This window comes from Archangium violaceum, assembly GCF_016859125.1.
GTDB classification, from domain to species: Bacteria; Myxococcota; Myxococcia; order Myxococcales; family Myxococcaceae; genus Archangium; species Archangium violaceum_A.
Genome location: NZ_CP069338.1, coordinates 11,556,563 through 11,569,409, shown reverse-complemented (window position 1 = coordinate 11,569,409; position 12,847 = coordinate 11,556,563). Strand labels below are relative to the sequence as shown.

Annotated in this window: 12 protein-coding genes and 1 pseudogene; 5 read left to right on the top strand and 8 right to left on the bottom strand. The window is 68.1% G+C overall.

Annotated features, from left to right (window positions below; translation table 11 throughout):
- Positions 1 to 18 precede the first annotated feature (18 nt).
- Positions 19 to 114 (bottom strand): annotated as a pseudogene (locus JQX13_RS56040) (hypothetical protein); the annotation flags it as partial.
- A gap of 356 nt (positions 115 to 470) precedes the next feature.
- Here JQX13_RS56040 and JQX13_RS48785 point away from each other — a divergent pair.
- The 5 genes from JQX13_RS48785 to JQX13_RS48765 all read left to right on the top strand — a co-directional run bounded on the left by JQX13_RS48785 (position 471) and on the right by JQX13_RS48765 (position 5,076).
- The gene (locus JQX13_RS48785) at positions 471 to 740 is read left to right on the top strand and encodes an XRE family transcriptional regulator (protein WP_239014326.1); all 270 of its coding nucleotides are present in this window, start codon (positions 471 to 473) and stop codon (positions 738 to 740) included.
- Positions 741 to 753: 13 nt separating this feature from the next.
- Positions 754 to 1,161, top strand: coding sequence for a helix-turn-helix domain-containing protein (locus JQX13_RS48780; protein WP_203406223.1), 408 nt, complete (start codon positions 754 to 756; stop codon positions 1,159 to 1,161).
- Between the two features lie 88 nt (positions 1,162 to 1,249).
- Positions 1,250 to 1,642 carry a helix-turn-helix domain-containing protein gene (locus JQX13_RS48775; protein ID WP_203406222.1) on the top strand — a complete coding sequence of 131 codons (393 nt, stop codon included), beginning with the start codon at positions 1,250 to 1,252 and terminating at the stop codon, positions 1,640 to 1,642.
- Between the two features lie 211 nt (positions 1,643 to 1,853).
- Positions 1,854 to 4,025 carry a serine/threonine protein kinase gene (locus JQX13_RS48770; protein ID WP_203406221.1) on the top strand — a complete coding sequence of 724 codons (2,172 nt, stop codon included), beginning with the start codon at positions 1,854 to 1,856 and terminating at the stop codon, positions 4,023 to 4,025.
- Between the two features lie 109 nt (positions 4,026 to 4,134).
- Positions 4,135 to 5,076 carry a DUF2381 family protein gene (locus JQX13_RS48765; protein WP_203406220.1) on the top strand — a complete coding sequence of 314 codons (942 nt, stop codon included), beginning with the start codon at positions 4,135 to 4,137 and terminating at the stop codon, positions 5,074 to 5,076.
- Positions 5,077 to 5,351: 275 nt separating this feature from the next.
- On the opposite strand, the gene JQX13_RS48760 is transcribed toward JQX13_RS48765, so the two are convergent.
- From JQX13_RS48760 to JQX13_RS55045, 7 genes are all read right to left on the bottom strand, one after another.
- Positions 5,352 to 5,645, bottom strand: coding sequence for a hypothetical protein (locus JQX13_RS48760; protein ID WP_203406219.1), 294 nt, complete (start codon positions 5,643 to 5,645; stop codon positions 5,352 to 5,354).
- A gap of 11 nt (positions 5,646 to 5,656) precedes the next feature.
- Positions 5,657 to 7,225 (bottom strand): hypothetical protein, encoded by a 1,569-nt coding sequence (locus JQX13_RS48755; protein ID WP_203406218.1) that lies wholly within the window; start codon positions 7,223 to 7,225, stop codon positions 5,657 to 5,659.
- Positions 7,215 to 8,543 (bottom strand): hypothetical protein, encoded by a 1,329-nt coding sequence (locus JQX13_RS48750; RefSeq protein WP_430384131.1) that lies wholly within the window; start codon positions 8,541 to 8,543, stop codon positions 7,215 to 7,217. The genes JQX13_RS48755 and JQX13_RS48750 overlap by 11 nt, the downstream gene beginning before the upstream one ends.
- A 322-nt stretch (positions 8,544 to 8,865) precedes the next feature.
- Entirely contained in the window at positions 8,866 to 9,480 is a 615-nt protein-coding gene (locus tag JQX13_RS48745; RefSeq protein ID WP_203406217.1) for a hypothetical protein, read from the bottom strand.
- Positions 9,481 to 10,046: 566 nt separating this feature from the next.
- Entirely contained in the window at positions 10,047 to 10,811 is a 765-nt protein-coding gene (gene istB, locus JQX13_RS48740; RefSeq protein WP_239014145.1) for an IS21-like element helper ATPase IstB, read from the bottom strand.
- Positions 10,808 to 12,058, bottom strand: a complete 1,251-nt coding sequence (gene istA, locus JQX13_RS48735) for an IS21 family transposase (protein WP_239014325.1) — start codon at positions 12,056 to 12,058, stop codon at positions 10,808 to 10,810. The genes istB and istA overlap by 4 nt, the downstream gene beginning before the upstream one ends.
- The gene (locus JQX13_RS55045; protein ID WP_239014324.1) at positions 11,943 to 12,299 is read right to left on the bottom strand and encodes a hypothetical protein; all 357 of its coding nucleotides are present in this window, start codon (positions 12,297 to 12,299) and stop codon (positions 11,943 to 11,945) included. The genes istA and JQX13_RS55045 overlap by 116 nt, the downstream gene beginning before the upstream one ends.
- Between the last annotated feature and the right edge of the window lie 548 nt (positions 12,300 to 12,847).

Below are 12,847 nucleotides of genomic sequence, written 5' to 3'. Positions count from 1 at the left end.
CCAGCCGAATGCGGGGACCAGGTGCTTGCGCAGGATGTCGGCCTTGGTCTTCGCGGTGGAGACCTTGTTGTTCGTTCGTGCGTGCTCGAGGAACCGCTCCTGAAACTGCTCCAGGGTGGGGACCTCCTTCTTCTCCTTTCCGAAGGTGCGGTAAAGGGAGTGACTGGCGGAGTTCCCGTTCGTACTGCTCGGCGCCCCGGCGGGTATTTACCGGGGACGCCTTGCGCACGCGTTCCACGCGCCCGTCCGGGTGCTGGAACATCACATCGACCCACCACGCCTCCTGCACCTTGCCCTCCGTGTTACCGCGCAGCGTAGATGAGGGAGAGCGGCCCGGAATCGGACCGACTGGATGATGGAAAGGGGGCCCGGGTCGTGGTGCGCCCCATCACCCAGCGGGTTCGGGTAATCGCCTGACGGCCGAAGTAGGGGGAGCCGAGGAGGTGTACGGACGCCTGGAGCGCGGCAATATGCTCCCCAGCCTTCCCACGCTCATGCGCCTATGTCGCGCGCTGGCCGTGGATGCGAACCGGCTGCTGGGTTTTTCGTCCTCGACGCCTCCCGCCTGGCTCACCCTTGAGATTCCCGGTGAAGATGAACCGCCCGCGATGCGCCGTCTTCTTCGCACGGTGCGCAAGCTGAAGCCGCGCCACCTCGCCGCGCTCAGCAACGTCGCCAGCGCACTGCTGCCCCCTTCGGGCTCGGGGGTCTCACGCACCTCGAAGCGCGCTGCCTCATGAGGAACTCGCGGATATGGACGTGGCATTGAAGAAGTACCTCGGGAAGTCCGCGCGGGCCGCCCGCGTCCACAATGGCTTCACTCAGGCCGAGGTGGCTCAACGCGCGGAGCTAGCCGTGGCCGTCTACGGACGCATCGAGCGCGGTGAGATGATGCCCAGCATTCCGACGGTGCAGCGGCTTTGCCGCGTGCTGGAGGTGGATGCCAACACCCTGCTGGGGTTTTCATCTCCGACGCCGCCCGCGTGGTTCACTTCACCGCCTCCGAAGGAGAGGCCGGCTGTCAACGAACTCCTCCGCACGGCACGCCGGATGAAACCTCGCCAGCTCAGAGCGCTGCGGAGCGTGGCCCAGGCCATGCTCACGACGAACTCGAGCACTTCCCGACAGCCCACGCCTCCGATGCAGGACGCGCGCTGCTGACCATGACCCGCCTGAAGCTGGACCGTTGAAGGACCCTCATCATCCAGCGTGCGGCATGACGCGCGGAGGACTTTGGTAGATGCGACCCATGGAACTCGAACAGCTACAGCCCGAACAGCTCCAGCAGTCCCTGGGAGAAGTGGCCCGAGCGGCACGCGAGCGGCTGGGGCTCACCCAGGCCCAGGTAGCGCGCCAGGCCGGAATCGCCGCCAACGTGTACGGCCGCATTGAACGCGGCGGAATGATGCCCGCCGTCCCGACGCTGCGAAAGCTCGCGCGCACCCTCGGCATCTCCGCGGACGCGCTGCTCGCGTTGAGCTCCGCCGACGTGGCCGCCTCCGTCGATGCGCCCGCCCCCGAGGGCAACCTGTCGCCGGAGCTGCTGCAACTCGTGAGCATGCTGCGCGGGTGGAGCCCCGCGAAGGTGAAGCGGCTGATTCGGGTGTTGAAGGTGCTGGAGAACGCGACCGACGACGAGTGAGCGGACGCAACGAGATTGGGCTGGAGCCAGGGGCCGAGCTGCACCCGGACTTTGGAGGGGTGCTGGTGTGCGCCGCCCTGGCTCTGGCCTGCTGTACGTGAGGCAGCGCCTGTGCTCCGCGCGGACACGGGCACGCGCCAGGTGCGATCCGAGAAGCGCAACCTGAGAGCCGAGTCGTGCTAGCCTCCAACTCCGGAGGTCGACTCATTCCATGCAACTCCCGCCGTTCAAACAGCCCGAGTCCGGGGACATTGTTGGTGACTACCGCCTCACGTCGAGGCTGGGCGATGGCGGACAGGGGCTCGTCTTCAAGGCCGAGCGTGCGGGCCGCTTCTTCGTCATCAAGTTCTTCCGCGCCCGCGAGCTGGACGCATGGGGCCTCATGGAGGTGTCCATCCTCCAGAAATTCAAGCACCCCAACATCGTCCGCGTCCGTGGCTACGACCGCTGGCCCGACCCTGACCACGGCTACTTCTACATCGTCATGGAGTGGGTGGACGGCCTGACGCTGGAGCAGTACGCCCTCACGGAAAACCCGTGTGCCCGCCGGTGCGCGGGCCTCATGCTGACACTGGCCCGCACCCTCGCGGCGGTGCATCGCAAGAATGTCCTTCACCGTGACATCAAGCGGGACAACATCATCATCCGCTCGCGCAACGTGGAGCCCGTGCTGGTGGACTTCGGCATAGGCGCCGTGGCCGAGGCCACCCCGGTGCCCGGCTCCAGCGTGCTTCCACCCGGAACGCAGGAGTACGTGAGCCCCGAGGCATGGCGCTTCCTCGGGGAGAACGCGGGCGAGCCGGTGAGCTACAAGTCCCAGGTGTCCGACGAGCTGTGGGCGCTGGGCGTTACCTTCTACTGGCTCCTCACCAACCGGCTGCCCTTTGGCACCCGGCGCAACCCTCTCCTGGTGAAGGCGATTCTCAGCACGACTCCTCCGGCTCCGCACGAGTTCAATCCTCGGGTGCCCAAGGCTCTGTCCGACGTGTGCATGCGCATGTTGGAGAAGGAGCCCGCCGTGCGCTTCCCGGACATGGCGGCGCTGTGCGCGGCGCTCGAGTCGGCGTTGGCCGCGGCCCAGGGCGACGCGAGCTGGGACGTGCCACTGGGCGACCCGGAAGCGCCGGAAGAGGCGATGGCGGACGAGATTCCAGCGCAGGTGCCCTGGGACGAGGAGGAACTCGCGGTGCGCAGGTGCTTCGCACCGCCGCGACGCGGACAGAAGAAGCCGAGTACCGAGGAGCGTCATTCCCCTGTGGTTGCTCCGCCTGTCATGTCCGCAGCGCCTCCAAGCCCCGCGCCGGTGGCCGAGGCCCTGGCGGCGCGTATGGCGGCCATGTTCCCCGACCGTGCCTGGGAAGGCGTGCCGCTCGAGGAGGAGGTGCCGGCTCCGCCATTGCCGGCGGTGCAGGGCTCCGTGGCCCCCGCGTCGGCTGTCGCTGCCTCCCAGGTGGGGGATGCAGGACCCACGCGCGAGGCCGCTCCGAGGCGAGGGCCATTGAGGCTCGCAGTCTCGCGGGCCTTCCCCACCTTCATGGGCAGTCTGCCCGTGCGCGCCGTGGCCCTGGACGGCCTACGCCGGGCGGCGTTGGTGCTGGTGTTGATGGCGGTGGCGGCTGCGGCCAGCGCGGGCGCGGTGCTCGCCGCCTCTCCCTCCTCTCGGACAGAGGGCGCGGCGCAGCGCCAACCTGCGCCAGAACCTCCCACATCCTCCAGCAACAGTCCGACTCTCCACGCCTACCTTGCCCGGGAATTGGCGGTTTCGCGGGACTCGCCGCAAGCTGGCGCGAGCGCGGCGCTGTTTATGCCTCCCACCCCCGCGCCGGAGTTCACCACCGCCATGCTTCGCAAGGAAGACTTCAGCGTGAACACCCCCGAGAAGCCCCAGCCCCAGGCCCGGCGTGCCCGTTTCGGGGTGAAGTGCGCCACCGCGGCCTGCTGCGCCGTGCTCGGCGGCTGCGCTGGCGCCCCCCCGGTGCGAGCCGCTCCCAAGCCCGAGGCGTGCCCCTCGGGCGCCCTGGATGCAATGGAGAAGCTGGACATCCGCATCGGGCAGGAAGCCGCAGGCAAGTTCCCTGTTGTCGGAAGCACCAAGCCCGTCCCCGTCAACCAGTTCAGCACGTTCACGCTGGTGGAGCCCTTTGGGGAACTGAGGCCGGGCACCGTGCTCTCCGGGCGCCTTATCTTCGGGGAGGGCCGCGTCTACGGTCGCTTCACCCAGGCCAAGCAGGCCCAATCGAAGGGCGGACAGACGTACCCCGTCTGCCTGGAACTGCGGAGCCGGGCCGGGGAACTGGGCGTGGAAATGGAGCCGGACAGCGGGCCCGACACTGCCGTAGTCTCCTCCGCCCAAGACGTCAGGGCGGTGGACCGCTTTGAGTAGCGCCGGACATGGGCCCGGCCGGCTGGAGGCCGGGCGCCTGGAGGGCGGGGGTGTGGTAGAGGCCGGACTCGTCCTGGCGCTTGCTTGCCCCCATCAAGGTTGACCTCCCGTGCTCGTTGCGTCCCCTGTCGGCCTCCTGGCGCTGGCCCTCCTGTCCACCCCCTCGGCCGTGTCCGCAGCTCCATCCATGGACGAGTGCGAGGCGGCGAGCCCCCGCCTCAAGCTGGCCGCCATGCCCGGCAAGGGACAGGCGCCAGTGGTGTGTATCGGCCCGGGCCTGCCCATCACCTTCCGTTTCGACTCGTTGCTCCAGCAGGAATCCCTGAAGATTCAGGAGCGGGGATGGTTCGAGGACTGGGCCTTGGGACGACAGACGCTCATGCTGGTTCCCCGTGAGAACCTGGTCGCCGGAAAGCGGACTGAAGTGGAGGTGTGCTTCGCCGACGGCGCCGCGCCCGCGTGCGCCACCTTCGTGCTCGTGGTCCATCCCGGGCTCGGCATGCAGGAAGTGAAGGTGCTGCGCCAGCCGCGTCCCGTGGCGCACTTTCAGCAAGTCGCCAAGGAGGCCGAGGCCGACCTCCAGCAGTGTCGTGCGGAGGTGCGGCAACTGCGCGCCGAGCGCGGGGGGCCGGATGGATTGGGCGGCGCCATCGCCTCCGGCCTCGTGAGTGGTGACAGGGGCGTTTCCGTCAAGGACCTGAGCACGAGTATCACCGAGAAGGAGGGCAATGCTCTTCGCTATTACAGCGTCTACAGCTACCGCGCCTTGGAGCGGGTGGCGGTGGAGGTGTACCTCGAAAATCCTGGCTCGGAGCCCTGGACGGCGGCGGGCGCGGTACTCCGCGGGCCCAAGGGCGAAGTGCTCAAGCCGCTGCTGCTCTGGCAGCCGGGCGCCATCCTTCCGGCCGCGCCGGGAGAGGCGAGCGACCGAGGGCGCGTCGTAGTGGAGATGCTGGCCACGGAGAAAGAGGCCCGGGGGACGTACACCCTCATCCTGTGGGACGCGGAGCGCCAGCGCACCGTCACCCTCGGCAACGTGACGTTCCCGTAAGGGGTTGTCGCTGAACATGAAGAAGCACGGGAAATTGAACCAGCCGGATTGGGCACTCGGTGCGGCTGGTGGTGCGCATGTCGGACCGACCGGGGATGCTTGCTTGGCTCACGGCGGAGATCAGCCAGCAGGGCGCCAACATGGTGGAGATCTCCCACAACCGCGCATTCTCCAAGGCGGGCCTGGGCGAGGTAGCGGTGGAGGTGACGCTGGAGACTCACGGGCGGGGCCACATCGATGAGCTGATCGGCAGCCCGTCGCAATTGCAAATGCGTCTACATCCATTGATTCCTGGTCGCACGAATTCGAGGCAGCAGGAACTGTTCACACTCCTCGTCCGACCAGGTTCCACCAGGAAAAACGTGCCATGCGCCAGCAGCCGATGCATCTCCCAGAGATAGGCAGAATGCTTTATGAAGATATACGATGGTCATGAATCTTCCTTTGGATGCATCGAGCGACAGACTCTCAAGCAACCAGCGCACCATCTCACATACTCCATGACCTGTTGCGGCCATTTCGCGCAACCGGACAATCAAACTCATGTTCAAGCTCGTGTTGGTTCCCATGGTCTCATGCCTCATTTGGTGAATAGAACCTGAACGAAACTATACGCGCCGGGAGCACCCTTGGCTTCGACCACGACGGCTCTTATGAACCCATACTCGGCTGCGCGACGAGCCGTCCATGTCTTCGTGACTGCAATCTCAAGAGGTACGTTCTCGCCGACAAGCCTGTTTACCTCCGCAAGATTGTCTCCGTAGCGCCAATTCCCCCGAATCGCACGAACGTTCTTACCAAAATGTTTCATCATTCCGCGAAACAACTCCGTTCCACGGATCGCGCTGCCCTTCGGCGCCGCGACTATCACGTCTACAACTCCTGTGTTGTCGATGGTGGCAGCGATTCCGCTCCCATCGGGCACGATGTGTTCGTAGTCAACGGTGGAGCCGCCATCTCCCCCGCCCCCCATTTGGTGAAGGATGATGGCCGCACCGGGTCCGCCGCTCAACACCGTGGCCGCCTTGCCCACCGGAACCACCACGCGTTCTACCACCAGCAAGCCCTCGGCCGAGAGGGACAGCACCGGCACGGTGGCCTCCAGCCCGCCCACCGCCCGCGTCAGCGTGCTCGTCGTGCCTCCTGCGGTGCCAACGGTGAAAATGAGGTTCGTCGTCAGCTTCGAGAGCGCCTTCACCTGCTCGCCCCGCGTCATGTACCGGAAACGCTCGAGGTACTTCGGCGAGGAGGCGAGGAGGGCCGCGACCCCCGCCGGTAGGTGTCGCAGCGAAGCGATGCTGTCCGACGGATGGGAGAGCAGCTGGCCCATGGCGTGGTACAGGTCGACATATGCCTCCTGTGCCCCATCCAGCGTGCGGCTGATGTAGTCGGCGTCGTCGTACACCTCGGCCAGTGGGGGCCCTTCCATGACGGGGCGCAGTTGCGCATCCGCCAGCCGGAAGACCCACCCATTGACGGTGTAGAAGCGCCCGAGCTCGAAAGAGCCAGCGCGGAAGGCTTCCTCCTTCCACTCCACCGGGCCCACCTTCTGCTGCGTGCGTCCGTTGAGCGTCCAGGCCAGGTAGCCGTCCGGCCGGAGCACGGCCACCGTCTTGAAGCGCTCCACCCGGCGCAGCAGCTCCTCGCGGGAGACTTCCCCTCCCTCCAGCACCTCACGCAGCAGGTGGCAGACGGCCATGCGCGGCGGGAACGAACCCAGCGTCACGGGCTTGTTCATCAGCACCGTCAGCACCCGGGCCGCCTCCTGGGGCGTGAGGGGAGCGCCTCGCGGAGGCTCGTCGTTGACGTTGTCCAGGCCCGCGAGCAGCAGCAGGTACTCGAAGGCGTCCGCCTGCCTGGCCCCGCTGGCCACCGCGCGCACGGCCATTTCGGCCGGGCTCACCATGGCCACCTCCGTGCCCTGCACGCGCTCACCCCGGCGGCGGAGCAGCCGAGTGGGTGCATTCGAGCCCGTGACCGCGTGCTGGGCGTCACCACGCACCTCGCCCGCCAACCCGGGGGAGGCACGCGGGTTGCGATCCAGAAGCATGCCGCGTCCCGCGGGTGGCGTCACCGTGATGCAGCCGGTGGACAGCACGACGGCCCCAAGCACCAGGGCCACCCACTTCCGCGCCAGCTCAGCGAGCATGCTCCACCCCCAGGCCCAGGGACGCGAAGGCGCCGGGGCGCAGCGTCCCGTCCGGTGTCGGGAACAGCAACGTGCCGCCTTGGCCCACGGCGTACATCCACCCGCCAAAGCGCCAACGCACCTCGCCCGAATACAAGTAGCGCGCCTCCGGTTTGCCCACTCCGGTGGCGAGCGCGCTGACGGCCACCTCCACGCGCCGCTCGGCCAGCTGCGCCGCGAGCCGCCCGTCCACGTCCACGCGTCCCCAGGTAAACGCCTCCACCGCCAGGGAGAGGTGCAGGTGTCGTTGCCGCAACCCGCCAAGTCGCACCGCATCCCACCCCACCACCGCCTCGCCGTACACCGAGAAGCCGTTGGGAAAAGGCGCCTCCACGACTGGCAATCCGGAAGGGCCCGCCACGCGGAAGCGCGCCAGCTCGTAGTCCGGGCCAAAGAGGCCCTGGCGGAAGCCTCCGTGCTGCCCTCGCACCTCGAGCCGTAGCCGTGCGTCCAACGTGGGCGTCACCGCATCCGCACCCACGCCGGCCACCGCGCCCCAGGCCCCGCCTACGCCCGGACGCCCACCCCAGCCGGCCAGCACGTGCAGCTCGTAGCCCGGGCGCACCACCACCACCGCCGTTCCATCCAGGTGCGCCAGCGTCACCTGGGGCGAGTGGCCTCCGGCTCGCCCCCAGTCGTGCACCGCGGACAGAGCCAGCGTGTAGCGCCCCGGCTGCTCCTGCGGGCCCGTGAAGAGGTGTGCCAGGTCGAGCGCCACCTCCGCGCCCATGAGGTGCGCGCCCAGCACATCCGAGGAGAACGCCTCCGCGTAGAGGGGGCCCAGCGTGCCGGTGAGAAAGGCTCCAGCCGGGTGGTAGTCCGGATTGGAGCGATTCGAGTACCGCCGTACCAGGTGCCCGGAAAGGAGGCTGTAGCTGTCGAGGGCGCCCGCCCACAGCCCCACCGGAGAGGCATCCGAGCCCAGCTTGAGCGCACGCACCAGCTGCCCCCAGTCCGAGAGGCTGTCCCAGTCCTCGCGGCGCACCCACCCGACGCCCGGAGCTCCGCCACCCAGCCGCAGCCGCACCGGAGCGCCAAGGTTGATGCCGAGCTCCTCGCCGCCGTCCAGCACCAGCATGGGGGTCAGTTGGGCATAGCGCTCCACGCCGCCCGTCCCGCCACCCGGCAGCAGCGCAAACCCGGTGACCTCCAGGCGTGCCAGGTGGTGCAGGCGTCTGGCCGAGGATGATGGGAGCGGTAGCTCCATTGCCCCATCGGGTGGGTTGTCGGGCCCTTCCGTCTGAGCGAGGAGCAGTAGCACCAGCAGCGTGGATGTCATCAGCGCCTCCGATGGGTGACTCCCATTCTATCGGGCGCCCCGACAAATCCGGACAGACTGGACAGCGCGGGCAAAAGGCGCCTCGTGTCGTAGGGTCCGTAACCCAACCGCAAGGGTCACCTGGAGCAGCTCGATGAGCCCTCCCGGTGCAGAAGGCGAGCGCATGCCCCTCGCGCTTTCTGGCCTTTCCGCAGCCCCGGCCCGGAGGCGTGCTGGCACTCCGAGCAGCCACTGACCTCGCGCGAGAGCACCTCGGGGCCAAAAAAGCCGGGGGGCTCGTGGGCCACCACGGCATGCAGCTGCGAGAGGGCGGGGGAGTGCGTCAGGGGGCGCGCGTCTCGGGCGCGGTGCTCCCGTTGCCCTTGCGCCTGCTGCCGTTGGGGGTGGGCTTCTTGGCCGTTTCCTCCTGTCTGCGCGGAGTCTCAGCGGTGCGCTGGCGCCCGGGGACGGCGAAGACCTCTCCTTTGTCCTTGCCGTGGAGAAATTGCTCCACCGCGTCCTGCCGGCGCGCCAGGTCCGCCACGGCCTCGCGCAGCTCCTCGCCGAGCGCCCGCGTCTCGCTCCGCTGGGCGTCGAGCTGGCCCTCGAGCTCGGCCATGGAGGTGATGACCTCCGACTGCGCCTCGTTGATGAGCACCCTGAAATCGCCCATCGTCTTGGTGTTCATCGTGGTCAGCTTGTCCAGCAGCTCGGCGTGCTTCTTATCGAACTCGCTAGGAGCCAGCTGGCCGTGAAGGTTTTTGAGCGACTCGGCAGTCTTGAGCACGCCCGCTGCGTCCTGGAGGTGCTCCTGCTTCCGCTCTTTGGCGTCGGGCTCTTCGTCCGAGAGCCAGCGGCCGATCCGCTCGCGGTTGACGTAGCCCACGAGGCCCAAGGTGGTTGCAGCCGCGGCGGCGATCTTGCCGAGGTTGTTGGCGATGATGGGGAGGAAGACCATGAGGAGCTCCTGGTGTAGCCGGGATGAATTCCCGGGCTCATGTGCTGATACCCACCGGAGGCTGCGGATTTCGAAGATGGAAAGGGTAGGGGTCTGCCGTCCGCTCCTTCTTCGGCTGCGCCCCACCGCTGCCTCTGGCGGCGGGGCTCATCTTTTTTAGCCCCCAGTTCCGTCTTCGCCTCAGAGGTAGCCGCCCTGCTTGAGTGAGCGGTACAGTGTCCCCGTTATCTTCTCCGTCATGCAGAAGATGCGCTAGGGGGGAGCGCGGAGCTGAGGAGCGTAGGGTCGTCAGAACGGTTGTCATGACGCGAAGTGTAAGGCTCGGCCCTTCCATTCGCAGGGCCTTCCAGACGATGCTCTCACCTACATTGAACCGAGTCAGGACCGACATGACCTCCGCACGTACGAGCTTCCATGTCGCTGAACATGAAGAAGCGCGGGAAAATGAACCAGCCGGTTTGGGGGCGAGGAGCGGCGGGCTCGCGCTCCGAGGAGGCCCGCACCGCAGTTGGGTGCGGGCCGGAGCGGAGCCACAGGGGGACTGGGGGATGTAGTCCCCCAGGGCGTCAGCCGGAGCGGCGGGAGCGGCGAGACTCCAGAGAGGCTTCGGCTTCGCGGCGGCGGTAGCTGTCGCCCTCTATGGAGACGATGTCGCAGTGGTGGATGACGCGGTCGATGAGGGCGGTGGCGCAGCTGGCGTTGGGGAAGATGGTAGGCCAGTCGCTGAAGGCCTGATTGGTGGTGAGGACGAGGCTGCGTTTCTCATAGCGCAAGTTGACGAGTTGGAAGAGGAGGTCGGCGTTGCGCGCGTCGTAGGAGAGGTAGCCCAGCTCGTCGATGATGAGCAGGCCCACGCGAGCGTAGTGGCGCAGGCGGGACTCCAAGGCGCGGGAAGAGTCGCGCGAGCCGAGGTCGAGTAGCAGCTGGGAGGCGGTGGTGAAGAGGACGGAGTGGCCGGAGCGCAGGGCCTCGTGAGCGAGGTTCTGGGCAATCATCGTCTTGCCCAGGCCCTGGGCGGCGAGCAGCACCACGTTGCGAGCGTCCTGGAGGAAGTCCAGACGCAGCAGGCTCTCCACCAGGGGCCTGTCTATGGACTTGGGCCAGCTCCAGTCGAAGTCGGCCATGGGCTTGAAGCGGCCCAGGCGGCTGCGCAGGGTGCGGCGCTCCAGGGAGCGGCGGGCGCGCTCGTCGGACTCCAGTTGGACAATCTGCTCCAGCAGCTGGGTGGGAGAGAGGCGGGCCTTGGTGGCGCGAGCGACGAGGTCATCGAGCTCGGCGCTGGTGCGGTGCAGGCCGAGCCCGGAGAGGGAATGAGCCAGGGAGGAAGTCACGGGGAGTCCTTTCGCAAGAGGGCGTCGTAGTCGGAGAGGGAGTGGGGCTGGACGCGGGCAGAGCGCACGCGGGGGTCGTCGGGGAGGGAGACTGAGAGGACGGGAGGCAGGTGCTGCTGGCGGCGGGAGTGCTCCAGGAGGTGGGCGACGGACTCGGCGCCGATGGCACCGCGAGAGAGCGCGGTGGACAGGGCGGACTCGAGGGCCTCGGGGCCATGGGCGTCGAGCAGCTTGAGCAGGCGCGAGGTATGGCCTGCGAGGTGGGCGTTACGCGAGGCGAGCGCGGCGATGAAGGCGTCGGCGCTGGGGCAGGACTGGCGCAGCCTGTCGCGTCCGCGCAGCTCGTGGGCGTGGCGCTTGTGGGCGGCGAGGGCGGCCAGGTGCTCCTCGCATTCGAGAGTCTTGCCCTTGTCCCAGCAGCGCGTGTGGCGGGCCACCTCCCGGGTGCCATCCAGCAGGCGCACCAGCGAGTCGCTGGCCACCAGGGTGAGAGGTTTTGTCACCAGGGTGTGGGGAATGGAGTAGTCGTTGCCGTCGAAGCGGACGTAGGGCGTCTTGCCGCTGTGCAGGGTGCGCACCACGTCGCAGCTGAAGGCATTCCCTGGCAGGGGAAGCAGTCGGGGCCGCTCCTCCTCCAGGGCCTGGTGCACGCGGCGTGAGGTGTCCTGTGGGAGGGGGCGTGCGTGGGCGGTGTCCTCAATCCAGCGCGACAGCTGGGAATTGAGGTCATCCAGCGAGGAGTAGGTACGTGCGGCGAAGAAGGAGTGGCGCAGGTAGTGGATGGAGCGCTCCACCTTGCCCTTCTCGTTGCCGCGGTAGGGAGCGCAGGGCTTGGGAGCGAAGTGGTAGTGGCCGGCGAATTCCAGCAGCTTGGGGTGGAAGCGGATGTGGTCGCCCACGCGCTCCAACACCACGCTCTTCAAATTGTCATACAGCAGGGAGCGCGGCACCCCGCCCAGCGCCTGGAAGGCCAGGGTGTGGCAGCGCAGGAAGCTCTCCAGGGACTGCTCCAGGACGAAGCGCGCGTAGAGAGCGCGCGACCAGGAGAGCACCAGGACGAAGGCGCACAGGGGGCGCTCGGCCCCGCCAATGCGCAGCCGGCCGAAGTGGGCCCAGTCCACCTGGGCCTGCTCACCCGGCAGCGTGGACAGCCGCAAGTAGGCCTCGGCCGAGGACACCGGCCGGTGCCGGGCCACGTAGCGCCGCACCTGGAGGGCGCTGCCCTGGTAGCCGCGAGCACGGAGCATCTCGTACAAGCCGCGTGGCGCGCAGCTTGGGGTGCTGCGCCAGTGTCTGGGCAATCAAATCCCGGTAGGGGTCAAGCATGGTGGGCCTCACCCGGGCGGTGGTGCGCACGAAGCGCTCCACCTCCAGGGCTCCCCTCACGGTGTCGTGGTGCACGCCCAGCTCGGCGGCGATGGTGCCCACCTTCCAGTGCTCGGCGAAGTAGAGGCGGCGGATGCGGGCGCGCTGCTCGTCAGTCACCATGGCGCCCTCCTGGCCCGGGGCCCGGGGCGTGGCTCCCAGGGCCCATGACGGACGAAGTCCGCACGGCATCCGCACACCGCGCAGCGTGCACCGCTCCCGGCACTGGCAGGGGCTCGCACGCTCGCCACAGCGCCCTCGCCAGCCCGTCCCTCGTCCGCCTCGGCACCGGGCACTCGCCCGGTGTCCTTCTCTTCCCCTCTGTCCGCATCAGTCGGCTCCTGGCCGACGCGAAAAGTGGTGGCCTCCAGGGCGACCTCTGGCGTCGGCGGCGCCAAGGTGCCCGCGCCCTCCAGTGGCGGGCTACCCTGATGCGTGACTTTCCGTGCTCGCCGCTCACGGCTCCGGGCCTGGCGCCTGGCCGCGGCCCACCGGCCCGCGAAGCCGCGAGCGTAGCGTCGCCCCGACTCCCTCTGGCTCTGGCGGCGCGCCTGCGCACTACACTCACGCGAGCAGTAGCGCTGGCCCCGGTCGTGCCGACGGCACAGGTAGAAGAGTGCCCGGCAGGTGCCGAGCGCGCACTGCGCCATCCGCAGTGAATCCACGCGTCC